Origin of the sequence: Kribbella sp. NPDC051137 (assembly GCF_040682535.1) — a bacterium.
Classification (GTDB): domain Bacteria; phylum Actinomycetota; class Actinomycetes; order Propionibacteriales; family Kribbellaceae; genus Kribbella; species Kribbella karoonensis.
The window spans coordinates 66,784-91,788 of the sequence record NZ_JBFBBI010000006.1; the positions used below are offsets into that span (position 1 = coordinate 66,784).

Annotated in this window: 20 protein-coding genes; 10 read left to right on the forward strand and 10 right to left on the reverse strand. The window is 69.2% G+C overall.

All coding sequences use genetic code 11. From position 1 onward, the window contains the following. Window positions 1-139 precede the first annotated feature (139 nt). From moeZ to AB0M51_RS30845, 3 genes are all read right to left on the reverse strand, one after another. Window positions 140-1,330 (reverse strand): adenylyltransferase/sulfurtransferase MoeZ, encoded by a 1,191-nt coding sequence (gene moeZ / locus AB0M51_RS30835; protein WP_344193252.1) that lies wholly within the window; start codon window positions 1,328-1,330, stop codon window positions 140-142. A gap of 120 nt (window positions 1,331-1,450) precedes the next feature. Beyond that, the gene (locus tag AB0M51_RS30840; RefSeq protein WP_344193250.1) at window positions 1,451-4,090 is read right to left on the reverse strand and encodes a Calx-beta domain-containing protein; all 2,640 of its coding nucleotides are present in this window, start codon (window positions 4,088-4,090) and stop codon (window positions 1,451-1,453) included. 185 nt (window positions 4,091-4,275) lie between these two features. Continuing rightward, window positions 4,276-5,151 carry an alpha/beta hydrolase gene (locus tag AB0M51_RS30845; protein WP_325039547.1) on the reverse strand — a complete coding sequence of 292 codons (876 nt, stop codon included), beginning with the start codon at window positions 5,149-5,151 and terminating at the stop codon, window positions 4,276-4,278. A gap of 81 nt (window positions 5,152-5,232) precedes the next feature. Between AB0M51_RS30845 and ligD the strand changes: the two genes are divergently transcribed. From ligD to AB0M51_RS30870, 5 genes are all read left to right on the forward strand, one after another. Further along, on the forward strand, window positions 5,233-6,162 hold the full coding sequence (ligD, locus tag AB0M51_RS30850; protein ID WP_344193247.1) for a non-homologous end-joining DNA ligase: 930 nt from the start codon (window positions 5,233-5,235) through the stop codon (window positions 6,160-6,162). Between the two features lie 19 nt (window positions 6,163-6,181). Next, complete coding sequence (locus AB0M51_RS30855) at window positions 6,182-6,391, forward strand: hypothetical protein (protein WP_344193245.1); 210 nt, start codon at window positions 6,182-6,184, stop codon at window positions 6,389-6,391. A gap of 161 nt (window positions 6,392-6,552) precedes the next feature. After that, window positions 6,553-7,182 carry a TetR/AcrR family transcriptional regulator gene (locus AB0M51_RS30860; RefSeq protein WP_344193243.1) on the forward strand — a complete coding sequence of 210 codons (630 nt, stop codon included), beginning with the start codon at window positions 6,553-6,555 and terminating at the stop codon, window positions 7,180-7,182. Between the two features lie 154 nt (window positions 7,183-7,336). Then, a complete protein-coding gene (locus AB0M51_RS30865; RefSeq protein WP_344193241.1) occupies window positions 7,337-7,564 on the forward strand; it encodes a DUF3107 domain-containing protein in 228 nt (75 codons plus the stop codon). 140 nt (window positions 7,565-7,704) lie between these two features. Beyond that, window positions 7,705-7,983 (forward strand): GlsB/YeaQ/YmgE family stress response membrane protein, encoded by a 279-nt coding sequence (locus AB0M51_RS30870; protein WP_344193239.1) that lies wholly within the window; start codon window positions 7,705-7,707, stop codon window positions 7,981-7,983. 506 nt (window positions 7,984-8,489) lie between these two features. Here AB0M51_RS30870 and AB0M51_RS30875 read toward each other — a convergent pair. After that, entirely contained in the window at window positions 8,490-9,170 is a 681-nt protein-coding gene (locus tag AB0M51_RS30875) for a ferritin-like fold-containing protein (RefSeq protein WP_344193237.1), read from the reverse strand. A 684-nt stretch (window positions 9,171-9,854) separates the two neighbouring features. On the opposite strand from AB0M51_RS30875, the gene AB0M51_RS30880 reads away from it, so the two are divergent. After that, on the forward strand, window positions 9,855-12,323 hold the full coding sequence (locus tag AB0M51_RS30880; protein WP_363751577.1) for a DEAD/DEAH box helicase: 2,469 nt from the start codon (window positions 9,855-9,857) through the stop codon (window positions 12,321-12,323). A gap of 126 nt (window positions 12,324-12,449) precedes the next feature. Then, window positions 12,450-13,352: a DUF4349 domain-containing protein gene (locus tag AB0M51_RS30885; protein ID WP_363751579.1), complete on the forward strand. Its 903-nt coding sequence runs from the start codon at window positions 12,450-12,452 to the stop codon at window positions 13,350-13,352. Here the strand turns inward: AB0M51_RS30885 and AB0M51_RS30890 are convergent. Then, window positions 13,346-14,098, reverse strand: a complete 753-nt coding sequence (locus AB0M51_RS30890; RefSeq protein ID WP_363751581.1) for a ParA family protein — start codon at window positions 14,096-14,098, stop codon at window positions 13,346-13,348. The genes AB0M51_RS30885 and AB0M51_RS30890 overlap by 7 nt on opposite strands. 95 nt (window positions 14,099-14,193) lie before the next feature. On the opposite strand from AB0M51_RS30890, the gene AB0M51_RS30895 reads away from it, so the two are divergent. Continuing rightward, on the forward strand, window positions 14,194-15,069 hold the full coding sequence (locus AB0M51_RS30895) for an alpha/beta hydrolase (protein ID WP_363751583.1): 876 nt from the start codon (window positions 14,194-14,196) through the stop codon (window positions 15,067-15,069). On the opposite strand, the gene AB0M51_RS30900 is transcribed toward AB0M51_RS30895, so the two are convergent. The 5 genes from AB0M51_RS30900 to AB0M51_RS30920 all read right to left on the reverse strand — a co-directional run bounded on the left by AB0M51_RS30900 (window position 15,056) and on the right by AB0M51_RS30920 (window position 23,660). Beyond that, a complete protein-coding gene (locus tag AB0M51_RS30900; protein ID WP_363751585.1) occupies window positions 15,056-18,340 on the reverse strand; it encodes a DUF2961 domain-containing protein in 3,285 nt (1,094 codons plus the stop codon). The two genes, AB0M51_RS30895 and AB0M51_RS30900, sit on opposite strands and share 14 nt — an antisense overlap. A gap of 24 nt (window positions 18,341-18,364) precedes the next feature. Then, window positions 18,365-20,491 (reverse strand): hypothetical protein, encoded by a 2,127-nt coding sequence (locus AB0M51_RS30905; RefSeq protein ID WP_363751587.1) that lies wholly within the window; start codon window positions 20,489-20,491, stop codon window positions 18,365-18,367. After that, window positions 20,488-22,005 (reverse strand): family 43 glycosylhydrolase, encoded by a 1,518-nt coding sequence (locus AB0M51_RS30910; protein ID WP_363751589.1) that lies wholly within the window; start codon window positions 22,003-22,005, stop codon window positions 20,488-20,490. Before AB0M51_RS30910 ends, AB0M51_RS30905 begins: the two co-directional genes overlap by 4 nt. A 103-nt stretch (window positions 22,006-22,108) precedes the next feature. Next, entirely contained in the window at window positions 22,109-23,125 is a 1,017-nt protein-coding gene (locus AB0M51_RS30915; protein WP_363751591.1) for a hypothetical protein, read from the reverse strand. A 16-nt stretch (window positions 23,126-23,141) separates the two neighbouring features. Further along, window positions 23,142-23,660, reverse strand: a complete 519-nt coding sequence (locus AB0M51_RS30920) for a sigma-70 family RNA polymerase sigma factor (RefSeq protein ID WP_363751593.1) — start codon at window positions 23,658-23,660, stop codon at window positions 23,142-23,144. 189 nt (window positions 23,661-23,849) lie between these two features. Between AB0M51_RS30920 and AB0M51_RS30925 the strand changes: the two genes are divergently transcribed. Both AB0M51_RS30925 and AB0M51_RS30930 read left to right on the forward strand, forming a co-directional pair. Beyond that, window positions 23,850-24,656 (forward strand): hypothetical protein, encoded by an 807-nt coding sequence (locus AB0M51_RS30925; protein ID WP_363751595.1) that lies wholly within the window; start codon window positions 23,850-23,852, stop codon window positions 24,654-24,656. Beyond that, window positions 24,653-24,955: a hypothetical protein gene (locus AB0M51_RS30930; RefSeq protein WP_363751597.1), complete on the forward strand. Its 303-nt coding sequence runs from the start codon at window positions 24,653-24,655 to the stop codon at window positions 24,953-24,955. Before AB0M51_RS30925 ends, AB0M51_RS30930 begins: the two co-directional genes overlap by 4 nt. Window positions 24,956-25,005: the final 50 nt, after the last annotated feature.

Consider the following 25,005-nt stretch of genomic DNA (forward strand, 5'->3'; position numbering starts at 1 on the left):
GGGACCCATCACACCCCCGCCGAAGGCACGGGACCCATCACACCCCCTCGACGGCGCGGGACCCATCCCCACCCCGCGCCGAAGGCGCCGTGCCCACCACACCCCGCGCCGAAGGCGCGGCTCTTGTTGCTTTTTGTTTTTAGTACGACGGCTGGCTCGGGTCGATCTGGTCGACCCAGGCGACCACACCGCCGCCGACGTGCACCGCGTCGGAGAAGCCGGCGCCCTTGGCGATGGCGAGGACCTCGGCGGAGCGGACGCCGGACTTGCAGTGGAAGACCAACTGCTTGTCCTGCGGCAGCTTCTCCAGCGCCACACCGGTCTGGAAGTCCGCCTTCGGGATCAGCACCGAGCCCGGGATCCGGTTGATCTCGTACTCGTTCGGCTCCCGGACGTCGATCAGGACGAAGTCCTTCTCGCCGTTCTCCTTCAGCTTGATCCACTCGCTGAGCTGCTTCACCGAGATCGTCGAACCGGCCGCCGCGTCGGCCGCCTCCTCGGTGATCGCGCCGCAGAAGCTCTCGTAGTCGATCAGCTCGGTGACGGTCGGGTTCTCGCCGCAGATGGCGCAGTTCGGGTCCTTGCGGACCTTCAGCGAACGCCAGTTGAGGTCGAGCGCCTCGTAGATGTTCAGCCGGCCGAGCGACGGGTCGCCGATGCCGGTGAGCAGCTTGATCGCCTCGGTGACCTGCGCGGCGCCGACCGACGCGCAGAGCACGCCGAGCACGCCGCCCTCGGCGCAGGACGGGACCATGCCGGGCGGCGGGGGCTCCGGGTACAGGCAGCGGTAGCACGGGCCGTTGTCCGCCCAGAACACGCTGACCTGGCCGTCGAAGCGGAAGATCGAGCCCCAGACGTACGGCTTGTGCAGCAGCACCGCGGCGTCGTTGACCAGGTACCTGGTGGCGAAGTTGTCGGTGCCGTCGACGATCAGGTCGTACGGCTCGAAGATCTCGAACACGTTGTCGTTGTCCAGCCGGGTCTCGTGCAGGACGACGTTCGTGTACGGGTTGACCTCGAGGATGGACTCCTTGGCGGACTGCGCCTTGGACTTGCCCACGTCGGACTGGCCGTGGATGACCTGGCGCTGCAGGTTGGACTCGTCGACGGTGTCGAACTCGACGATGCCGAGCGTGCCGACTCCGGCGGCGGCCAGGTAGAGCAGCGCGGGGCTGCCGAGACCGCCGGCGCCGATGACCAGCACCTTGGCGTTCTTCAGCCGCTTCTGCCCGGCCATCCCGACCTCGGGGATGATCAGGTGCCGCGAATACCTCCGCACCTCGTCAATCGTCAGCTCGTCGGCCGGTTCGACCAGCGGTGGCAGTGACACGTGTCGGCTCCTCAGGAAGACGTCGGACGGGATCTCCGGTTTTCAACCATCTGTCCCGCCTCCATGTTCCCGCACTATCCCAACAGCCCCCGACAGAGTCCACATCCCGGGACCTCCGTCTCAGTCGTTGTCGGTGATCGTGACGGTGAGCGTGGTCGGAACCTTCAGCACGGCACCGTCGACGGTACCGATCACCGCGCTGAACGTCTCGGCAGGCTCCTTGACCTTGTCGTCGAGGATCTTCACCTGGAGCTCGCCGGTGGTCGTCCCCGGCTCGACGTACCCGTCGATGGCGCGGACCGCCGGACGGGTGGCGTCGTCGTTGACGCTGGCGTAGTCCTTCCGGATCACCGCCGTACCGTCCTTGAGCACCCCGGAGAAGGTGATGTATTTGTCGCTCGGCGCGGACAGCCTGACCGGGAAGTCGACGACGCCCGCCTTCTCCACGGTCTTCACGTTGCCCAGGGTCAGCTTGGGCGTCGGGTCGTCGTCCAGGACCAGACCGTGCCCGAACGACTCGTTCAGCAACGCGTTATGTGGTGCGGACAGCACCAGGCTGAACGGGAGGTCGTAGCTGTCCCGGGTGTTCGCCGTGATCGGCACAGTCACCTTTTGACGTACCTGCCCCGGTTTGAACACCAGCCGGCGCGCTACTTCGCTGACAGACTCCCCCAGCTCACCGTTGGTCTCGGCGTACACCGTGACCGGCCGGAGGCTCGGCCGCGACAGGCGGACCCAGAAGTCCACGTTGTGCGTGCCCTTGTTCCCTTCCTTCACCGTGACGTTGGAAGCGGACACCTTCGGCAGTAGGACCGCCGGCGCCGACAGCCCGAGCCCGGGGCTGGAGAAGCTCAAGTCACTCACGTACGCCGACCCCGTGGCGACCCTGTCTGTCCGTAGCTCCACGCTGCGTACGTCGCTAAGGTCCACGCCCTTCAGCGACGTCAACGGGATCCGTACCGTCCTCAGCAGGTTCTTCGGCAACCCGTTGCCGTTCGCGCCAGGCATCCGTACCAGCGCGTCGCTGACGGTAGACACCGGTACGGCTGCCGCGCGCCCGAGCCCGTCGACCACACCGACGGTCAAGTCCGTCGTCGGTTTGCCCGCCGGGTCCGGTGCGGCGCGGAACGTGAGCGCAGCGAACCGCCGTACGTCACGCTTCCATGCAGGTACAGCAACACGTACTACCCCGTTGCTACCGCTCCACTTGAGCTTGGTGACCGCAGTGGTCGGTGTCTTCGAGGCGAACCAGGCGGTCGTCCAGTGCGGAGCGTTGGCCCAGTCGTCGGTAGTCATGCACGTCGGCAACGCAGCCTTGACCTCTGTAGTGGTCACACCGGCGCAAACAGTCGCCGTAGCCTTCCCGCTGACCGCTCCGGCCGGTAGAGCCGTGTCGAAGTGGTTCAGATCCTCCCGCGACGCCAGCGGCGCCTGGGACACCACCCGGACGACGGCCTTCCCGGCAGACTCGGCCCGCGCGTCAGAGCCGTCGAACTGCGGCAGGAACTGCCGCTCGTGTCCCAACTGCAGGCGGAAGAAGCCTGCGATGTATGCCGTTCCGACAGCCTGCTGCTGCTTCGCCGTCAGCCGGCTCGGTGTCTTCGCACCACAGGGCGACTCCTTCTCGTCGCCGGCCCAGTCGTCGTTCGACGGCGCAACCGACTGCCCTGGCGTCCACTCGGTGTTGAAGAAGTTGTGGTCCGCGCCCAGCACCGTCACGGTCGACCGCGGCGCGGTGTCGCCGGTCACGGAGTACCTGGTGTCGTCGTAGAACTGCTGGCCTTCCAGGTCGGACACGTCTCCGTCGCAGTACGGCAGTACGACGCTCATGGCAACGCCCGGCACCGTGGCACGTGCGAAGTCCGTGGGAGCGAGCGGCAGTACCGCGCGGATGCCGTACAGGCCACCGCGGTCCGCGTTGAGTACGGCGGCCCGGGCAACGCCCTCGCCACCACGCGAGTGGCCCATCAGGCCGACGTTCTGCAGGTCGACCTTGCCGACGAAGCGGGTACCGAACGGCCCGCCGCCGACCGTCGACCACTTCTGCCAGAGCGCCAGGTGGTCCAGGATCAGCTCGGCCCGCGCCTGTGCGCCCGCGTCGTACGCGTCACCGTCCCAGCCGTTGATGGCGTTGGCGCTGATCGAAACGACCTGGTAGCCGTTGCTGGCCAATGCTGTCGCGGGACCGTCGTACCCGCGGTAGCTGGGGACCGGCTTCATCCCCTTGGGGCACGGCCACGGCTTGTCGAGGCTATTGGGGTCTGCGGGATCCCCGTAGCAGTTCTGATGCCGGCCGTGCAGGAAGACGACCAGCGGCCGCGGCCCGATCGCACCGCGCGGCGTGTACACCTTGCCGAGCAGTTCAGACCGGTGCTTGAGGCCGGGCAGGTACACGGCCTCGTCGCCAAGGTTGTACTCGGCGGTGTCGACCTTGTACTTGCCCAATGCGCCCGGGTCGGCCGGCAGCAACGGTCCACGCCGCGCTTTCAGCCAGTAGGCGTCGGTCGGGCCGGCCGCAGCAGTAATACCTCGGCCCTTGCTCGCCTCCTTGCCCAGGTCACCGGACCAGACCAGTCGTACGTCGCGTGCTGTCCGGACGGCCGGGTCCGTGGTGACCAGGGTCATCGTCCTGCGGTCGGGCGACTGTTTGGCGACGCCCAGCGGCGTACCGTCGACCTCCAGCAGCGGAAGGGAGGCGCGCAGCGGTGCCGGCGCGTCGAGGTGCAGGGTCAGTTGATAGCCGTCTGCGAGCGGTCGCACGTCCCATTGGTTGCTTTTAGCAACAACTGGCGGCGCGGCGGTCGCCGGAAGCGACCCAACCCCCAGTAGTACGGCGATCCCCAACGACAGATTTCGGGCGGTTCTGCCAATCACGCGCCCAAGTTGACCTGAAGAGACCTTCGGTCGTGTCTCAGTGGCGCGTCGGAATCCCTTCGATCGCCACGTCAGGCGATCAGGTGCCGGAACGCGCGGGCCACCTCTTCGGGGTGTTCCATCTGCGCCACATGCCCGGACTGCGGCAGGTAGAGCAGGTGCGCGTTCGGGAACGCGCGCTGAGCCTTGGTGCGGATCCGCGCGTCCACCAGACGGTCCTTGCCGCCGTAGATCAACAACACCGGGCACTGCACCGCGGCCGCGTCCGCCCACAACGACCGGCGCGGTCTCGCCAGTGACGAGCGCAGAATGCTGCGGGCACCTTCAACAGTCGCCTGCCGGCTCCACGGGTCGGTGTCCCGCCGATGGAGCTCTGCCTCGTACGCCGCGCGCACCTCTGGCGGCAGCGCCCGCGGGTCGCCGAAGACCATCGCCAGCGACGCCTCGAACCGCTGGTCGAACGGCAGCCGCTGCGTCCGCTCCAGCACAGCAGGACCTAGCCGGGGCGTTGCGAGTGCCGTGAACCACAGGGCGCTCGCAGACACGCGCGGATGCGGCAGAGCCGGCGACACGAGGGTCAGCGACGCCACCAGGTCCGGGCGTTGCGCAGCCAGCGCCACCGACGAGGCCCCACCCATCGAGTTCCCGAACACGTGCACCGGCCGGTCGTACTCCCGCTCCAGGAGCTGCACGAGTACGTCGGCCTGCTCAGTGATCCCGGTCACGCCCGACAACGGCGTACGACCGAAACCGGGAAGGTCCGGCGCGATACCGCTGATGGTGTCCTTGAGCAGCAGCCCGAGCGCCGTCCAGTTCAGCGACGACCCGCCGAGGCCGTGCACGAACAGCGCAGGCGGCAGGTCCGGCGCGGCAGCCGGCAGGTCCCTGACCAGCAGATCCACCCCTGCGACCGGCACCCGCCGCTCCGGCCACTCCTGAAGTTCCACGGGTACGGCGTCCCCGGTTACTGGCCCGTAGCTATCCACAGGACCAATGTTAGAACGGTTCGCTGGTGGAGACTGGGAGTCATGGCGGGTGCGCAGCAGCAGCTGACGACCGAGGTCGATGGGCAGACCATGAAGCTCACCAACCTCGGCAAGGTGCTGTATCCACAGACCGGCTTCACCAAGGCCGAGGTGATCGACTACTACCACCAGGTGGCGGCGTTGCTGCTGCCACACCTGTCCGACCGCCCACTGACCCGCAAACGGTGGCCTGACGGGACGGATGCGGCGTTCTTCTTCGAAAAGAACGCTCCCCGCGGTACGCCGGCCTGGGTGCGGACCGAGACACTTCCGACCCCCGGGAGCTCGACCGGGCGCGACGAGGCGAGCTTCGTGATCTGTGACGACGTACAGACCGTGGTGTGGCTGGCGAACCTGGCCGCGCTCGAGCTGCACGTCCCGCAGTGGCGGATCGGGCTGTCGGACCATGGCAAGGACCCGCAGGCCGATCTGGTCGTGTTCGACCTGGACCCTGGCCCGGGAGCTTCGATCGTCGAGTGCTGCGACGTGGCGCTGGCCCTGCGGCAACTGCTGCACCACTACGACCTGGAGGGCTGGCCGAAGACCTCAGGCAACAAGGGTATGCACCTGTACGTCCCGATCGAGCCCGCGTCGTCCAAGGACACCAGTGCCTTCGCGAAGCAGCTGGCCGAGCAGTTGGCGGAGGCCCTGCCGGAGAACGTCACCGCGAACATGACGAAGGCGCTCCGGCCCGGCAAGGTCTTCATCGACTGGAGCCAGAACGCCAGCGCCAAGACCACGCTCGCGCCGTACTCGCTCCGCGGCGCCGACGAACCGCGTGTGTCGACACCGATCGACTGGGACGAGGTGGCCGGCGCGACGACACCGGAGGACCTCAAGTTCCTGCCGCACGACGTACTGGCCAGGATCGAGGAGTACGGCGACGTACTCGAGGGCCTGTACGACGACCCGCAACCACTACCGCAGAGCTGACCGGAAGGAGACGAGCCGGATGACCAGCGAGACCGACTACGAAGGTCCGGGCGACGGCAACCTGCCCGACGACGCGCCCGAGGCGGACGTGCTCGAGCAGCGCACGGGTTCAGCCGTGACGGACGACGAGACCGGCGACGGCGACCTGCCGAACGAGGCGGACCCGGCCGACGTCGAGGAACAGCGGCACGATGTGAGCGACGCCGGAGACGAGGACGACTACCGCTGAGACACGTGATCGTTACCACGTTGGAACCTCCTCGCTCTACCACGATGGAAACCTGGACGGCGGGGAAGCTACTGGCCGGGAAGACCGGTGGGTAGGATTCGTGGAACGACCTGGCGCCGGACCCAGACCGCCGCCGGAGCGCACCACCGAAGGAGCCCGCCGTGTCGACGACACCGGAGACCGCACCCAAACGCGGCAGCCGCCTGCCCCGGCTGGCGCGCCGCGCGCAACTGCTCGAGGCGGCCCAGGAGGTCTTCGTCGCGAACGGGTACCACGCCGCCGCGATGGACGACATCGCGGACCGCGCAGGCGTGTCCAAGCCCGTCCTGTACCAGCACTTCCCCGGGAAGCTCGAGCTGTACCTCGCGCTGCTGGACACCTCCTGCGACGCGATCGTCGCCTCCGTCCAGGACGCGCTGAAGTCGACCGAGGACAACAAACTCCGGGTCGCCGCCACCATGCACGCGTTCTACGACTACGTGGCGAACGCGCAGGGCGCCTTCCGGCTCGTGTTCGAGTCCGACCTGACCAACGAGCCGGCCGTCCGCGAGCGGGTCGACCGGGTCACCCACGCGTGCGCCGAGGCGGTCTCCGAGGTGATCAGCGCCGACGCCGGCCTGAACCGCGAGCAGTCGATGGTGCTGGCGGTCAGCCTGGTCGGCATGGCCCAGGTCAGCGCCCGGTACTGGCTGGGTGCCGGCAACCCGACGCTCCCCCAGGAACACGCCGCCGACCTGGTCGCCTCGCTGGCCTGGCGCGGTATTCGCGGGTTCCCCCGGACCGACGGCTGAGGTTCCGCCCGAGGGTCCGCCTGCGGTTCTGCTCGGAGGTTCACCTCGGAGGTTCTGCTCTGGGCGGACGGGTGCGGGCCCGGCGCCGGCAGCGGATAGGCTCGAAGCGTCACCGGCGAGAGCCGCCGGTCGGAGCGTGTGCCCGGAGGGTTTCGTGGAGGTCAAGATCGGCGTACAGCACGCCAGTCGCGAGTTGGTTCTGGAGAGCGAGCAGAGCCCGGAAGAGGTTCAGCAGCTGGTCGCGGACGCGCTCAGCGGGAAGTCCGGTCTGCTCGAGCTGACCGACGACAAGGGCCGGAAGGTGCTGGTACCGGCCGACCGGCTCGCGTACGTCGAGATCGGCGAGGTCTCGGCCCGCAAGGTCGGCTTCGGCGCGATCTGATCGCGTTCCGGACACAGTCGCGCGTGTCCGGGTTGCACGGGGTCTCCCAGCGGGCACGATGGCGGTAGACCTGCGTTCGAAGTGGTCTGGTGCACGGGGCACCAGGCGAGACGCAGGTCAACCACCCTCTAGGAGGAATCGTGGGTTACTGGATCTGGATGATCATCGTCAGCCTCATCGCGGGCATCATCTTCGGGCCGCTGGCCCGGCTGGTGCTCCCCGGCAAGCAGAACATCAGCCTCGGCTGGACCATCCTCGGCGGCGGCATCGGCGCCTTCATCGGTGGTCTGATCGCCTACTTCCTGGGTGTCAAGGACACTCCCGGGCCGGACTGGATCCAGTACCTGATCCAGGTCGTCTGCGCCGCGATCGTCATCGCGATCATCTCCGCCCGCAACGGCAAGGCCAAAACCGCCTGACCCGGCACCACCCAACGGCCGCCACCCCACCCAGGGCAGGCGGCCGTTGCCCTGCCCGGCACCACCCCACCCGACGCAGGCGGCCGTCGCCCTGCCCGGCACCACCCCACCCGACACAGACCCCCGCCGCCCCACGAAGCACCACCCCACCCGACACAGACCCCCGCCGCCCCACGAAGCACCACCCCACCCGACACAGACCCCCGCCGCCCCACCCGCAGCCGGCCGACCCGGCGCAGGCGACCGTCGCCCGGCCCGGGCCCGCCCCGCCCGGCGCGGGTCGCAGCTCTGCGCGGAGTTGCCCTGCTCGAGGCAGGCGTCCGCCGCCTTGCCAGGGTTGCCCCCTCAAGTGGAGGGTTGTGCGGAAACAGGAGGGCTCGGGGAGGTGCGGAACGGCAGGGGCGGGAGCGCGCGAGGTCAGGCCTGGAGGTCGGGCCTGGCGGGAGCGCGCGAGGTCAGGCCTGGAGGTCGGGCCTGGCGGGAGCGCGCGAGGTCAGGCCCGGAGGTTAGGCCTGGAGGCCGAGGGCGGTCATGCGGGCGGTGTGGGCCTCGGTGAGGCGGGTGAACATCCGGCCGATCGCGGCCAGGTCCAGGCCGGGGCGGTCGACGCTGCCGGCCAGCAGGGCGGCCAGGGGGTCCCGGTCGGCGGCGATCCGCTGCGCCTGGCTGAGGGCCTCGCCGACCAGCCGCCGGCCCCACAGCGCGAGCCGGCCGCCGAGCTTCGGGTCCTCGTCGATCGCGGCCCGGACGCGGTCCACCACGAACTCGGCCTGCCCGGAGTCCGCGAACACGTCCAGCACCAGCGCCCGGGTCCCGGCGTCCACGAACGACGCGATCTCCCGGTAGAAGTCGTTCGCCAGGCCGTCCCCGACGTACGCCTTCACCAGGCCTTCGAGCCAGTCGGACGGCGCGGTGTGGTCGTGGAACGCGTCCAGCGGCGTCACGAACGGCCGCATCGCGTCCATCGGGTCCACGCCGAGCTGCACCAGCCGGTCGCGGAGCCGCTGGAAGTGCCCGAACTCGGTGGTCGCCAGCGCCGCCAGCTCCGCCTTGTCGTCCAGCGTCGGCGCCAGCTTGGCGTCCTCGGCCATCCGCTCGAACGCCGTCAGCTCGCCGTACGCGAGCACACCCAGCAGGTCCACCGCCGCGGCCCGGTAGGCGGGGTCGTCAAAGGCCGTCTGCTCCATGCCCGGCACCCTATCGGGCAACCCACGCCCGAGTGCGGAAAACCGACAAACAGGAAATGGGTGATGAAGGGGTTGCCCGGCACCCGATCACGCAGTCCGCGTCTCGGGCGCGGAAACCCATCGGACAGAAGATCGGTGATGAAGGGGTGCCCGGCCCCCCATCGGGCAATCCACGCCTGAGGCGCGGAGACCCACCGGACAGGACACGGCGGTAGACGGTGCCCCGCACCCCATCGGGCAACCCACGCCTGAGGCGCGGAGACCCACCGGACAGGACACGGCGGTAGACGGTGCCCGGCACCGCGTCGGGCAACCCACGCCTGAGGCGCGGAGACCCACCGGGCGGGACACGGCGGTGGAGGGTGTCTGGCGCCGTGTCGGGGGGCCTGGGGCTGAGTGCGGAAGGGCAAGGAACGGAAAGGGTTGTGGGGGTGCTCGGGACGGTGTCGGGGTTCGCGGGGCAGTGGCGCATGCCACACGGGGCGGCGTTGACAGCTGCTGTGGTTACACTGGTGGGCGATTCGCCGGTGACGCGCCCACATGGGCAAGCTGGTGCGAGGTGCTTGCACAGTGTCCCCGCGCCTCACGATCGGGGCTGTTCGGCCCCAGGCGCCCGGCCACAGAGCATCTGTCCGCACAAGCATGTGAGAGGCGATCAGCCTGACCACCTTCCGAGAGCTCGGGGTGCTCCCCGAGATCTGTGACGCGCTCGACCGCGTCAACATCGTCGAACCCTTCCCGATCCAGGAGATGACCCTCCCGGTAGCCCTGATGGGCACCGACCTGATCGGGCAAGCGCGTACCGGTACCGGCAAGACCCTCGGTTTCGGCATCCCGCTGCTGCAGCGCACCATCTCGCCCGGCGAGGCCGACTACGAGGAGCTGGCCGCGCCCGGCAAGCCCCAGGCGCTGGTCGTGACGCCGACCCGCGAGCTGACCATCCAGGTCGCCAAGGACCTGGTGACCGCGTCCACGGTGCGCTCCGTCCGGGTCCTGACCATCTACGGCGGCGTCGCGTACGAGCCGCAGCTGGATGCCCTGAAGAACGGCGTCGACGTCGTCGTCGGTACGCCGGGACGCCTGCTGGACCTGGCGAACCGTGGTGTCCTGGACCTCGGCCACATCAAGGTCCTGGTCCTCGACGAGGCCGACGAGATGCTCGACCTGGGCTTCCTGCCGGACGTCGAGCGGATCCTTCGCAAGACGCCCGAGCTGCGGCAGACGATGTTGTTCTCGGCAACGATGCCGTCGGCCGTGATCGGCCTGGCGCGCACCCACATGCGGCACCCGCTGAACATCCGCGCGGAGTCGCACGAAGACACTCAGATGGTGCCGACCACGGCGCAGTTCGTGTACCGCGCCCACGACCTCGACAAGCCCGAGGTCGTCGCCCGGATCCTGCAGGCCGAGGACCGCGGCCGGGTGATGATCTTCTGCCGGACCAAGCGCGAGGCGTCCCGGCTGACCGACGACCTGCAGGACCGGGGGTTCAAGGCGGCGGCGATCCACGGCGACCTGAACCAGCAGGCGCGGGAGCGGGCGCTGACCCGGTTCCGCGGCGACAAGGTCGACGTACTGATCTGCACCGACGTCGCGGCCCGCGGGATCGACGTCGAGGGCGTCACGCACGTCATCAACAACACCTGCCCCGAGGACGAGAAGGCCTACATCCACCGGATCGGCCGCACCGGGCGCGCCGGGGCGAGCGGTATCGCCGTCACGTTCGTCGACTGGCCGGACCTCACCCGGTGGAAGGTGATCAACAAGGCGCTCGACCTGCCGTACGACGAGCCGCAGGAGATCTACTCCACCTCGCCGGAGCTGTACCACGACCTCGGCATCCCGTCCGAGGCGAAGGGCCGGATCCGTGCGGCGCGCGAGTCCCACGAGGTCCGCGAACCACGCGAGCAGCGCGAGCAGCGGGGCCGCCGCGAGCACACCGAGGGCGACGGCGAACGCTCCGGCCGGAGCAGGAACCGCAAGCGCAACCGCACCCGTAAGCGGACGCGCGCCGGGCAGCCGGTCGAGGAACTCGCCGATGTGACGACGAAGACCGAGGTGCCGCCGACCGTCGCGGACGAGGCGCCGGCCCGGAAGTCCCGCAAGCGCAACCGCAACCGCCGCTCCGGCGAGTCCCTGCAGGCGAAGGCCACTCCGGAGGTAGCTGCCGAGCAGCCGAGCGCGGAGGTTGCCGAGCCGACGGCGTCGGTTGAGGCGCCGGTCGCGGTCGACACGCCTGCGGAACAGCCGGCCAAGCGAACCCGCACGCGGAAGACGGCCGCCCCGAAGGTCGAGCCTGTCGAGGTAGCCGCCGAAGAAGTACCCGCGAAGCGCACACGGAAGACGGCGGCCAAGGCAGCCACCCCGGCTACTGACACGCCTGCCACGGAGGTGGCTGCTGCAGAGGCGCCCGCCGCTGAGGCGCCGGTCAAGCGGGCGCGCACGCGGAAGGCAGCTGCCGGTACGCCGGAGGCGGCCGAGGAGGCTCCTGCGAAGCGGACCCGCAAGACCACCGCGAAGAAGGCGACTGAAGCACCCGCTGCTGAAGCGCCGACTGTTGAAGGACCGGCTGCTGAGGCGCCGGTCAAGCGGACGCGCACGCGGAAGGCAGCTGCCGGTACGCCGGAGCCGACCGAGGAAGCTCCTGCGAAGCGGACCCGCAAGACCACCGCAAAGAAGGCGACTGAAGCACCCGCTGCTGAAGCGCCGACTGTTGAGGCACCGGTCAAGCGGGCGCGTACGCGAAAGGCAGCCGCCACGGAGCCAGAGGCAGTCGTGGAGGCCCCCGCGAAGCGGACCCGCAAGACGGCCGCCAAGAAGGCCCCTGAGTCCGCCGAGGCACCGGTCAAGCAGGCGCGGAAGGCGACCGAGACCGCGGATACGTCGGCCAAGCAGGCCCGCAAGACGGCCGCCAAGGTGACCGAAACCGCGGAGGCGCCTGCCAAGCGGGCACGGAAGACGGCTGCCAAGGCAGCCGAGACTGCGGAGACGCCGGTCAAGCCGGCCCGGAAGACGGCTAAGGCGGCTGCGGAGGCGCCGGCTAAGAAGGCTGCTGCGAAGCCGGCCAAGAAGGCTGCTGCGAAGGCGACCAAGGCTCCGGCCAAGCGAGCCACGAAGACCGCGTCCGCACCGCTGTTCAAAGCACCCGAATGAGGTGACGCCGGCCGGGCTCCGACCCGGCCGGCCACCCGAACGTTTCCGAACGGTGATCTGAAGCTGCAACACCCAGCCCCGTGCTGACCGTCCTAAGGCGGTAATCACAACGAGAGGGGCTGGGTGATGGGGCGGATCAAGCTGGTTGCTGTTGTGGTCGGGGTGTTGGTGCTGGCCGGGTGTGGTGGGGCCTCGAACGACGAGCATGCGAGTAGTGGTGCGGCCGCGCCGGCCAAGCAGGATTCAGGGGCGGTGGGCAAGCCGCAGGCGCCCGCGCAGGGGAAGTCGGCCGCGCAGGGGAAGTCGGCCGCGCAGGGGAAGTCGGCCGGGCAGGGCGATCCCACGATCACCCGCGCGATCATCAAGACCGGCTCGCTGACGGTCGAAGGGGACGACGTGTCGGCGATGCGGCAGAAGGCTGTCACCGCGATCGCGGGTCTCGACGGCCAGGTCGCGTCGGAGGACACCGCCAGCGACCAGGACGGCAACATCACCCGGTCGAACCTGGTCCTGAAGGTGCCGACCAAGTCGTTCGAGACCGCGATCCAGCAACTCTCGGACATCGGCAAGCGCCTCCAGATCCACCAGGAGTCCCAGGACGTCACCGAGCAGGTCGTCGACGTGGCCAGCCGGATCGAGTCGCAGCGCGCGAGCCTGGATCGGATGCGTGCGCTGATGACGAAGGCGAACACGATCGGCGACATCGTCTCGGTCGAGAGCGAGCTCACCCGTCGCGAGTCCGACCTGGAAGCCCTGCTGGCCAAGCAGAAGAACCTCTCGCTGCAGACCGACCTCGCCACCCTCACGCTGACCCTGACGGAGAAGGGGAAACCGGCACCGCCCGAGCCGAAGAAGGACACCGGTTTCGTCGCCGGTCTCAAGGGCGGATGGCATGCGTTCGCCGCGGTCTTCTCAGCCCTCGCGACCGCAGCCGGCGCACTCCTCCCGTTCTTGATCCTGCTGGCGATCATCGCCGTACCGCTGTGGCGTTTCCGCCACAAGCTGCGTAAGCAGCCCGCCAGTCAGTGAGCCAGCGCTTCGGCCAACGCCCGGTACGCCTTCGCACCGGGCGAGGTCGGCGCCGTGGTCAGCACGGTCTCACCGATCGCCGGCGCCTCCGCGAACCGGATCGACTTCGGGATCGCCGGCTGCAGCACGTCCAACGAGTACGTGTCCGCGATCCCCTCGAGCACGGCCCGCGCATGTGTCGTCCGCCCGTCGTACAGCGTCGGCAGCACCCCTAGCACTTGCAGTCCGGGATTCGTCAGCCGCTGGACGTCGTGCACGGTGTCGAGTAGTTGCCCTACGCCACGATGTGCCAATGTCTCGCACTGCAAGGGAATCAGTACGTCCGAGGCGGCGGACAGCCCGTTCACCGTCAGCAGTCCGAGCGTCGGCGGGCAGTCCACGATGATCCAGTCGTACGCCGGGCGCAGCGGGCGGAGCGCGGTCCGCAGTACCTGCTCCGGGCCGCTCTCCCGGGCCAGCTGCACCTCCGCCGTCGCCAGCGCGATCGTCGCCGGCAGCAGGTCCGGTCCGTCCTCGAGTTCGATCAGTACGTCGCGCGCCCGGACGCCGCCGAGCAGCACGTCGTGGACGGACTTGTCCAGGTCCTCCGGATCGATACCGACCGAGAACGTCAGACAAGCCTGCGGGTCCAGGTCGACGAGCAGCACGCGGAGGCCGAGCTCGACCAGGGCCGCGCCGAGCGTGGCGACGGTGGTCGTCTTGGCCACGCCGCCTTTCTGATTCGCGACCGCAAGAGTGCGAGGCACGCGGCCATTGTGCCGCACTGCGAAGCCTGAAGAACCCCGCCCCCTCGCTCCGCTCGGGGGGCGGGTTGTGCGGTGACCGGTTAGTCTTTCTACCTGTGAGTACGCCGCGTACGTTGACGCTGCCCGACGGGGTGCACCCCGTGACACTCGAGACCGAGCGGGGCTCGTTCGCCACGCTGACCGCCGTGCCGTCGATCGGCACGCCGCTCGGCACGGTGCTGCTGGTGCCGGGCTGGACGGGCAGCAAGGAGGACTTCACGCCGCTCGTAGACCACCTGTGCCGCTACGGCTGGCGTACGGTCGCCGTCGACCAGCGCGGGCAGTACGAGACCGCGGGCCCGGCCGACAGGGCGGCCTACTCACTGGCGGAGCTCGGCGCGGACGTCGTAGCGATGAGCAAGGCGCTCGGCGGGTTCAGCCAGTTGGTCGGGCACTCGTTCGGTGGGCTCGTGGCGCGGGAGGCGGTGCTGACCGACGCGTCGGTGTTCTCGACGATCAGCCTGCTCTGCTCCGGCCCTGGCGCGTTCACCGACGAGGCCACGCTGCAGAGCCTGCAGATGCTCGCGTACGGCCTGGACAACCTGCCGATCGAGCAGGTGTACGACCTGAAGCTCGACCACGACAGCAAGGCTCCCGGGTACGTCGCCCCGCCCGAGGACGTGGCGGCGTTCCTCCGGAAGCGGTTCACCAGCAACGTGCCGCTGAGCCTGGCCGAGATCACCCGCCGGCTGACAGACGCCGAGGACAAGACCGACCAGCTGGCGAAGACCAGTGTCCGCAAGCAGGTCCTGTACGGCGCGACCGACGACGGCTGGCCGATCCCAGCGCAGCAGGCGATGGCTGCCGCGCTGGGCGTCGAGGCCGAGGTGATCCCGGACGCCGGTCACTCACCAGCGATCGACCAGCCGGCGAAGACTGCCCGGATGCTCGTCGACTTCTTCCACGACTACCCGACCCTCAGGACGGTCTGAGCGCCGACGGCGCCGGCCATTCGGTGCCCGCGGCGAAGTGGTCGTGCCAGAGCGGCGCCTGCGGATCCGGTACGAAGTCGTGGCCGTTGGACGTCGCGACGTACACGTCGGCGGCGGTCCCGCGGGTGAACGTGACGATGTCGGACAGCCCGTCCCCGTTGAAGTCCCCGGACCCGGGGACTTCGGCGTTGTACGCGAACGAGCTGTGCCACACGTCCCCGTCGCCGGTGAACGACCCGCCGGTCGAGGTCGCGACGTACACGTCTCCCGCCGTACCGCCGGTGAAGGTGGAGATGTCGTCGCGGCCGTCGCCGTTGTAGTCGCCGACGTCCGGAGTCTCGGTGCCGACCGCGAAGTGCCCGTGCCACTTCCACCCGGTCCCGAGGAACGACTTGCCGTCGGACAGCGCGACGTACACGGCGGCCGTTGTCCCGCGGGTGAAGGTCACGATGTCGTCACGTCCGTCCCCGTCGAAGTCGCCGACGTCCTGGACCTCGCCGGGCAGCCCGAAGTCGCCGTGCCACAGCCAGCTCGTCTGCACGAACTTCGTCCCGTCGGACAGCGACACGTACACGTCGTGCGTCGTCCCCAGCGTGAAGGTGACGATGTCGTCCTTGCCGTCGCCGTTGAAGTCGCCGACCATCGGGACCTCGCCGTCGAGCGCGAAGAACGTGTGCCAGCGCTCCGCGGGCAGGTAGCCGTTCACGCCGTTCGACAGCGCGACCCACACCTCGTGCTTGGTCCCGCGGGTGAACGTGACGATGTCGTCGCGCCCGTCCCCGTTGAAGTCCCCGGTCTGCGGGATCTCGTTGCCAGGGGCAAACGACGGGTGCCAGAGCTGCCCGTCGCCGTCGAACCGCGAGCCGGTCGCGGTGGATACGTATACATCCGCGGTGTCGCCGCGGGTGAACGTGACGACGTCGTCCTTGCCATCCCCGTCGACGTCCGACACGGTCGCCGGTCGTGGAGCGGCCGCGAGCGCGGCCGTCGGTGTGCTGGCGTTCCCAGCCGCGTCCACCGCGACCACCTTGTAGTACCGGCTGCCGCGGACCGCCTTGTGCAGGTACGCCGGCACCGGTGAGGACCCGACCAGGTTCGCCGCCGTGATCGGCACGTCCACGCTGGTCGAGGCGTAGATCCGGTACGACGTGGCGCCGAGCGTGGCGTCCCAGTTCAGCAGCACCGAATGCTCCCGCGGGGTCGCGGTAACACCGGCAGGTGCGTCAGTACCGCCAGGCAGGTAGGCCGGGACGATAGTGGCGGCCACATAGCGCGCGGCAGTCCACGCGGGACCGGTCGGCGTCAGCGTCACCTGCACGCTGCTCTTCCCCGCCGTCACGGACGCAGGCAACGGGAACTCGTCCGTGAGCCACCGCATCGTCCCGTTCCCGAGCGGCTCCCGCCACGTCCCCACCGGTACGCCGTCCACTGTGACGGCTGCCTCCTGGTACGCCGCCGCCTGGTCGGCGGTCCGCCGCAGCAACACCCCTTGGTTCGCAGCGTCAACGGCCATCCGGAAACTGATCGGGCTGATCCCCGACCGGACCCGGTCCGTCATCGGCAGATAGTCCAGATCGCCCTCGGCAACGCTCGTCAACGCCGCCTCCGTCCCGCCGTCGTCGCCGTACCCGTGGGCCGTCCGCGACGCGGCGTCCCCGACGTCGAACGCGTCCGTCTCCCGGGTGCTGACGGTCGGCTGTGTGTAGAGGAACCCCGTCGAGCCGTAGTCCGCGATCCAGTCATTCTGCTGCCCGTGCTCGATCCCGAAGCGGAACGACGAGTCGTACGACATCGACTCGTTCAGCAGCAGCCGGTAGACCGCGTCGCACTCCCGCGCACACCCCGCCGCCTGTACTTCGTGTGCCGTGTTGCCGGTGAACGCCCGGCTGAACGGGCCGCCGGCGAAGTACCAGCCGCCCTCGTAGAAGTCCTCGGTCCCGGTGCCGTGCTGCTGCGGGGACAGCGACCCGTCGACGTACACCCGCTCGTCGCCCTCGAGGTACCCGCGGTTCGTCCCCATCTCGGCGCCGATCGACATCGTCTGCGCGATCCCGACGAGCTTGCCACGCCCGGTCAGGTTCGCGACCTGCCAGTCGTCGCCCCACGCGGTCCGGCCGCTGTGCGACACCGCCGTGAAGTAGGCCGCCGGGCCGCCGGGCAGCAGGTCGTCCGTCCACTTGGCGTCCGGCGCGCTGCTCAACTGAACCTCGACGTCACCGATCGCGGCGCCGCTCCGGTTGACCAGCGAGACGGTCGCGGACTCGCGGTACGGCATCGGCCACCAGGCCGTGAACCAGCCGCCCGGCGCCGGGTCGGCGGCGAACATCAGCGATTTCACCGCGTACGCGCCGAGGCCGGTCCCGAAGAACTCCCCCACCGGCGAGTCCACGGTGGTCCGCCCGTCGAACGCGATCTTCAACCGGAGCCCGGCCAGTTGCGCGTCCGACGGCTTCACCCCGACGAACCGCAGCTTCAGCGCGCTGATCGCACCGGGTCCCTGCAGGCTGCCGTACGAGACCTCCTGACCGTTGCCCAGGGCATGCGTCTGCCCGGCGGTCGTCGTACCGGGCGCGGCCGGCTTCGGGTCCGCCGTACCGGCTGCCCGGAGTTTGTCGAGTACGTCGTTCGCGGGGTCGGACATCGAGAACGTGGTGACGCCGTCCGCGTCCGGGAAGTGCCGGTAGTTCACGTGGTAGTAGTTCGGGTTGTGCTGGACCACGATCCGCATCGACCGCGTGTACGGCATCGGCACCTTGATCTGGAACCCGCCGCCGGCCTGGCTCGCGTTCGCCACCAGCGGATACACGAACGGCGCACCCACCGCGCCGTCGGTCACGTCCTTCAGCGACCTGTTGAGGATCGTCGTCCCGTCCAGCGTGATCGTGATCGTGCCGGTGTCGGTCACGTCCGGTATGCCGTTGCGCAGCCTGGTGAACCAGATCGAGTCGATCTCGCCCGGGCCGGAGTCCTCGGCGATCACGCAGCCGGCCGCGGTCTCGCGCAGGCAGGCCGACGGGCCGCCGTCGGCGTTGCTGCCGTCGCGCGCGAAGCTGGAGAACTGGCGGGTGCTGGTGCCGGGTGACAGGTACGGCAGCCGGTCGAGCTGCCGCAAAGTCTCCCAGCCAACTGCCCCCTTGCCAGCCGCCGCGACCGCGGCTGCCGCGGTGGGCGCGGCCGACGCGAGGGCGGCGGTCGCCGTCGGTGGAGGGATGGTGAGCGTTGGGGCAACCAATGCTGCGGCGGCCAGCAGGAGTGTGGGGCGGGGCGGCATGGCGGTGCCTCCAGGAGTATTGGGTCAGGGTGCGGTGACGACCTTGGCCTGCATGCCCGGATGGGGACTCACGATCGTCCATCCGGTGGTTCCCTGCTCGAAGTCGCCGTTCGTCACGGTGAGCCCGACGGCGGTGATGTCGTCGTACCCGACGTCGATCATGTAGTCGCCGACGCCTTGCTGCTCGCAGAGCGCGAACTGCAGGACGACGGAGCTCTCGCCGCGGGCGAACTCGGTGACGTCGATCGGTCCCCAGCCGCCCTGACCGTTCATCCACAGCTTCGGGGCGCTCGCCGCGTCGACGTTGCTGAGCAGCTTCTTGCCCTTCGACGTGACGATCAGGACCTGCTTCAGGTGGTACCCGAACAGGTCGGCGGCGTACTCGTCGTAGTCCCACCAGGAGATCTCGTACCGCGGCGCGTTCGGGTCCACCGCCATCCGCTGCTCGGCCCAGATGCAGGTGCTCGTCCCGGTCGCGGTCTTCTCCGGCACGAACAGGCTCAACCGGCCCTTGCCGTACATCGCGCTGTTGTGGATCGTGTTCGCGCCACCGGGCTGGTACGGCGCCCCGGTCCGCGGCAGGTTGCTCGGGATCGGGTCGGACGGCGTCGTCGGTACGGCGGGAGCGTCCGCGCCGGCGAACGCCGCGGAGATCACGTCGTACACGTCCTTCGCCTGGTGCGGGGTGACCTTCTCGAACGAGCCGACGATGCTCGCGCTCTGCTGGTTGAGCTGCCACGCACGGGTCGCCGGGTTGACGTCCTCGAAACCGAAGTTCTGCACGGTGAACCCGGTCGGCACCAGGCTGTCGAACTCGACGTCGATCGGGAAGTTCGCCGCGGCCTGGGCGTACAGGCGGAGGCTGAGCTTGGCCGTCGTCCTGCCCTTCAGCGCCGCGGTCAGGTCGACCGAGGCGGGGGCCCAGGTGAAGCCGAACTCGTCGGCGACGTCGGACTGCCAGACGACCTTGTCGTCGACCAGCACCTGTTTGAAGAGCTTCCCGGACTTCGACGGTGTCCGGCTGACCTGGTCGTAGGTCGCGAAGTCGAGTTTCCAGCTGCCCGCGTTCGGGTCGACGGTGACCTGCTGGGACGCCTCGGCGTACCCGCCGGCGGCCGCGGTCGTGTAGTTGCCCTGGGCAAAGCTCAGCCGGCCGTCACCGGTCTGCGCCAGGTTGTTCGAGGCGATCGTCGGGCGGCGGTCGTAGTTCACCGGGGCCCCGTACGCGATGATCCCGCCGATCCGGCCGTCGGCGGCGTACGGCATCGCCTGCTTCAGCTCCTGGTTCACCGCCTCCGGAGTCGGAGGCAGCGCGGCGTCGAGGAAGCGGTCGGTGTAGAGCAGCAGGATCAGGTCGAGGTGCCGCGGGTTGAGTTTGGCCCGGAGCTCGTCGAGCTGGGCGGCGACGTACCGCGGGTCGCTGGCGCTCTGTGAGCCGCCGAGGTACGGGAAGATCGCGCCGTCGATGTACGGGGCCAGCCGGTCGAGGTTCGCGTCGCTGTAGTCCCAGCGGTACATCGTGGTGAGCAGGCCGAGGTTCGGGTTGATCGCGTCCTGGGTCGCCTTGACCTTGCCGAGGTAGTCGGGCGTGAACAGCTTCGCGTTCTCGGCGACCAGGAAGTCGTCGACCTGCCAGGCCTTGATGTTCGGGTACTGCAGCGACAGCGTGGCGATGTTCCGCGCCCAGGCGATGAAGTCGAGCTTGAACGGGCGCGAGCAGTAGCCCTCGAGGTACGCGCCCTCCGGCCGGTCGGTCTGGCACTCGCTCGGCGGGACCAGATCCACCCAGATGTCGATCCCGGCCGCGCGGGCGAGCGGCGCGAACTCGCTGCGCAGGTCGTCCCAGTCGGTCGGCGACTCCCAGATGCCGAACAGGTACGTGTTGACGTGCATCGCCTTCAGGCGCTCGACCAGCTTGCGGGAGTCGTAGTGGTGCCGGCCGTCGGCGCGCGGCGTCTCCTCGCGGAGCTCGGCGTCGATGGTGTTCCCGCCGGTCTTCGAGCTGAGCATGCCGCCCGGCGGGATGATGCCCTTCGTCCGGGTCTTCACGTCCGGAAAGGCCTGCTGAGTCTGCTGTTGTTCCTTGGCGGTCGCGTGCTGGCCGAAGGCGACCAGGGCGACGGCGGCGAGGGCCGCGATCCAGCGCTTCATCCGACCTTCTCCAGCTTCCACTGCTGGCAGTCGCCCTGCCAGTACGGCCAGACGTCGACGTCTGCTCCGGGGGCGGTGGAGCAGCCGCCGACGTCCAGGGTGCGGCCGCCGACCTTCGACGTCACCTTGTAGTAGCCGTTGCCGATCGCGTCCAGGTAGTACTCCTGGCAGTCACCGCCCCAGTACGGCCACTGGATGACCTTGACGCCGTTCGCACCGGAACATCCGGCGACGTCGAGCGCCTTTCCGCTGTCGTTGTTGAGGAACTTGTACGAGCCGTCGCCGAGGTAGCTGAGTCGCCACTTCTGGCATCTGCTGTCCGCGATCCGGGTGTAGACCTGGACGGTCGCGGCGTCGGCGGCCGAGCACGCGTCCACCTCCAGCCGGTTCGTGGGCGCGTTCTTCGGGGAGATCTCGTAGAGGCCGTCGGCAACGATGTCGGCGCCCGGATCTCCCGAGGGCAGCGTGATCGTGGTCCAGGCGGCGGCCGGCGTACCGAGTTGGGGCTTGCCGGCTGCGTCGTACGTGACCTTGCCGATCCGTACGGAGCGGCCCGCGCTGCAACTGCCGGTCGGCGTACCGCTGGAGCTGGTGACGGCGTGGTACACGAGCCACGTCTCCTTGCCGTCTGGGGAGGTGAAGAAGCCGTTGTGGCCGGTGCCGAAGACCCAGTTGGCGTCATTGCGCTTGAACACCGGGCCGGACTTGGTCCAGGCGCTCTGGTCCAGCGGGTCGGTGCCGGTGAGTTCGAGTAGGCCGAGTGCGTAGTCGGGAGACTCGCAGGCGCTGCCGGAGTAGTAGACGTACACCTTGCCGTTGTGGACAAGGGCGTTCGGGGCTTCGGTCACCTTCCGGCCGTTCTGCTCCCACGGCTGGTCGGGACGGGCCAGGAGAGCCGGCGGACCGCTGATCGTCCACGGGTTGCTCATCGGGGCGATATACAGGTTCTGCCCGTCGGGGCGGCCGCTCGACCAGAGGTGGTACAGGCGGCCGTCCGGAAGTTGCAGGACGCTGCCGTCGATCGAGTGGTAGTCACCGGTGTCGAGCTTGGCCTTGAACGCGTACGGGCCCATCGGATGGTCGGCCTCGAGGACGAACATCCGGTGCTGCGAGTCGGTACCGTCGTCGGCGGTGTAGTACAGGTACCACTTGCCGTCGAGCTGGTGGATCTCCGGCGCCCACAGGTTGCAGCACGCCTCCCCCGGCGGCGGCTGCCAGAGCGTCTGCTCCGGGGCGGCGGCCAGGCCGTCGACCGAGGGCGCCGTCACGCCGACGAGCTTGTCCCCGTGGGTGTACAGCAGGTTGTAGTTGCCTTCGGCAAACACCATCCACGGGTCGGCGGCGTTCTCCCGGACCGGGTTCCGCGCCGTGTTCGGCGGGGCCGGCAACTGTACGTCGGCGACTGCCGCGCCGGTGGTCGCCGTACCGGCGGCGACGTGGTCACCGGCGATCGGCAGGAACGCCGACACCACCAACGTGGCAACTCCGACGGCGGCGGTCGCAAACTTGGCCATGGGTCCCTACCTCACCGTGGGCGGACGGATGCTCACACGATGACATGGGACGACGGTGACGTCCGCCGTTTCGACCGTGGTCGAAAGATTCTTACCGACGCGGTCAGGCGACCGGCTTGACGATCGGTTCCACCTCGATGTCGTCGAGGCCGATCGGCGCGAAGGCGGACCGCACCTGCTCGGTGTACGCGATCAGCGGGACCCCGATCCGGCCGCCGGTCGGGCCCGAACCGGCGACAGCCAGGATGCCGAGCGACTTGTCCGACGTCAGCTCGACGAGCGCGCTCTGGATCCGCTCGTTGTCGGTGCGGCTCAGCAGCACCGGCGCGACGCAGAGGTTCCCGCGGTACACCTTCTCGAAGGCCGTCCGGAACGCGTCCAGGTCACCGTGTGCGACACCCACCATGATCACCACGGGGGCGTTCCGCGAGTGGCCGTTCGGGTAGTGGATGACCGGCCCGTAGATCTGGTCGGCGTGGGCGTCCAGGAACGCGGTCACCGCGGGTGAGTAGATGTTGCTCGGCTTCGACACCCAACCGCCGTCCGGCGCCGGGCACGGCAGCTTCGGGAACGTCCACGGGGTCCGGGCCTCGGGCGCCGACTGCTCCTGGACGTCGATCGTCCGGTCGCCCCAGATCCCGACCAGCTTCGCTCGCCCGCTCCGCACGCCCCTCGTCGTCTTCGCGTCGCTGAGCCGATCCAGATCAACCCCTGTCAGCGCGATCGAGAACTCCGGCGCACAAGTCGGCGCCGGTTCGTCTCCTGGCGCGTAGCCGACGCCAAACCCGTCCTCGAGCGCACAGAACACCGGCGTCGTGCCCGGCGCTGCGATCACCAGGCCGCTGACCTGCACGCGGTCCCCTGGCTTGACCAGCAGGGACGGCGCTGTGGATGGCTCGCTGTTCATCGCCGCGACCCCTCCTGCGGTGTTGTTCGGCAGTACGGCGAGAGCACCCGCGACGACCAAGGCAACACTCGCGGCGACCACCGCGGGAATCCAGCTCTTCCGCTTGCCGTCGACAATACGCTCCAGATCAGGCTCCGGGGGATGCACCTGGTCGGCCCGCCAGCGGGCGCCCGCGCGCTTGAGCAGGTCGTCCATCTCGTCGACGGGGTTCATCGCACAGCCTCCACACTCATTCGCTGACCTCCAGCCGGACCCGGAGCCGGGCCCGGGCATCCGACAACGCCGACTTCACGGCGCCCTCGGAGCACCCCATCACCGCGGCCGTCTCGGCGGTGGACAGCTCCGCGAAGTAGTAGCAGTCCACCGCCAGCCGCTGCCGCGAGGGCAACCCCGCGATCGCGTCCTCCACGTCCGTCCGGGCATCCAGCTCCGGCCGCTCCCAGTCCTCCCCGTCCCAGAGCGCCACCAGCCCCGGCCGGGTCCGCCGTACCGCCTTCCGCGCCTGATCCGCGGTGATCACCAGCAACCAGGCGGCCGGCGTACCCCGCGAAGCGTCGTACTGCCCCCGCTTCCGCCAGGCCCGCGCCAGCGCGTCCTGAACCACCTCGTCCCGGTCGGCCCCCACCGCCAACCGCCCCGCCAACCGCGCCATCGCCCCCAGCCAAGGCCGAACCCAGTCGCCGAACCCCACCACGTCCCCCGGCGGCGGCCCCGAAACCCCCACCACCGCACCCACCATCGTCGGCATACCGTCTCTACCCCCGATCCCGCACATCCGCCCGGCTCCTTACCCGCACACAACGACCCCCACCACCCCCACGTCACCCACCCACCCCATTCCGTAACCCACCCGAGTTATCCACAGATCCCCCAAACCCACCCCACAACCCCTCCCCAGGTCTCTACCGTCCAAGGACGACAGCTCAGGGAGAACCAGATGCCGCCCCCATGCGACCCCACCAGCCTCCACCAGGCCTTCGAGGCCTCGCGCCCACTCAACTGGGGCGACAGCCTGCCTTCCACAGCCGAGATCGCCCGCCTGTACGGCGACCGGGCAACCCGTGAAAGCCTGCAACTCCTGGAACACGCCACCACAGTCGAGCCCACCGTCACCAGCCAGTTCCTCGCCGCACTCCCACCAGGGACCACCCCGTACCAACTCGACCGCCGCGTGAAGTCCCCAGACTCCCTCGCCCGGAAGATCGTGGACTGGCGCGCCGCCGACTCACGGCGCCCGATCGACGACCTGCTGCGGTACACGGTGCTGACCGAGAGTCCGGACGAACTGGTGGCGGCCGCCCGGCGTACCGCCGACGCGCTCAACGATCACGACTGGCGGGTCCGAACGGCGATGCATTCGTACACCGACGGTTCGAGATACAAAGGTCTGCACGCCGGCATGACCATCCCTGGTTGTCCGAGGATCGAAGTCCAGTTCCACTCCGTCGCGTCCGCTCAGGTCAAGGAGGCGACAACGCGGTGGTACGAGATCGAGCGAAGCTCTACCGCGACGCCCGACGAACGTGCCGAGGCACGACGCCGCTGCGCCGAAGCCTCGGAGGTTTTGAAGCCCCCGCGAGGGATCGACGGGCTGACGCAGTTGGCCGGAGCACGCGTTGCTGTCAACAACTACAGTGACTCCAGGCAGGATCCGGCAGCCACTCGACGGAGAGCAGCACCCCGCGGACAGCACATGCCACGCTCCACCACCCTCGACAAGAAGACGGATGGGATCGCGCGATGAAGCTCTACTTGGTCACGGAAGACGACCGCCAGGTGTGGGTCGCCGCGCTGGCGCACGAGGTGATGTACACGTACGTGGCGAACACCGGGATGTTCCACAACAACAATGCCTTGCGCAACGACTTCTACATGGTCCGCAACTTCACGTACGACGAGATCGGCACCGCGGAGGCCCGACGCCTGATCGCGCAGGGTGTCGGCACGCTCGACGACCCGGACACGATCGCGATGTGGCGCGCCGACCAGAGTCCGTTGCCGCCGGCCGACGTTCTCGCCATGGCCGCCGGGTCCAACGAGTAGACGGCACGCTGACGCGTTACAACGAGGGTGCCCGGCATGACTACTACTTC

Coding starts and splice junctions, on each gene's coding strand:
- AB0M51_RS30875 (WP_344193237.1), bottom strand. CDS start 9,170: ATGGAGCAGACGGCCTTTGACGACCCCGCCTACCGGGCCGCGGCGGTG.
- AB0M51_RS30910 (WP_363751589.1), bottom strand. CDS start 22,005: ATGGCCAAGTTTGCGACCGCCGCCGTCGGAGTTGCCACGTTGGTGGTG.
- ligD (WP_344193247.1), top strand. CDS start 5,233: ATGGCGGGTGCGCAGCAGCAGCTGACGACCGAGGTCGATGGGCAGACC.
- AB0M51_RS30925 (WP_363751595.1), top strand. CDS start 23,850: ATGCCGCCCCCATGCGACCCCACCAGCCTCCACCAGGCCTTCGAGGCC.
- AB0M51_RS30855 (WP_344193245.1), top strand. CDS start 6,182: ATGACCAGCGAGACCGACTACGAAGGTCCGGGCGACGGCAACCTGCCC.
- AB0M51_RS30900 (WP_363751585.1), bottom strand. CDS start 18,340: ATGCCGCCCCGCCCCACACTCCTGCTGGCCGCCGCAGCATTGGTTGCC.
- AB0M51_RS30885 (WP_363751579.1), top strand. CDS start 12,450: ATGGGGCGGATCAAGCTGGTTGCTGTTGTGGTCGGGGTGTTGGTGCTG.
- AB0M51_RS30905 (WP_363751587.1), bottom strand. CDS start 20,491: ATGAAGCGCTGGATCGCGGCCCTCGCCGCCGTCGCCCTGGTCGCCTTC.
- AB0M51_RS30915 (WP_363751591.1), bottom strand. CDS start 23,125: ATGAACCCCGTCGACGAGATGGACGACCTGCTCAAGCGCGCGGGCGCC.
- AB0M51_RS30920 (WP_363751593.1), bottom strand. CDS start 23,660: ATGCCGACGATGGTGGGTGCGGTGGTGGGGGTTTCGGGGCCGCCGCCG.
- AB0M51_RS30930 (WP_363751597.1), top strand. CDS start 24,653: ATGAAGCTCTACTTGGTCACGGAAGACGACCGCCAGGTGTGGGTCGCC.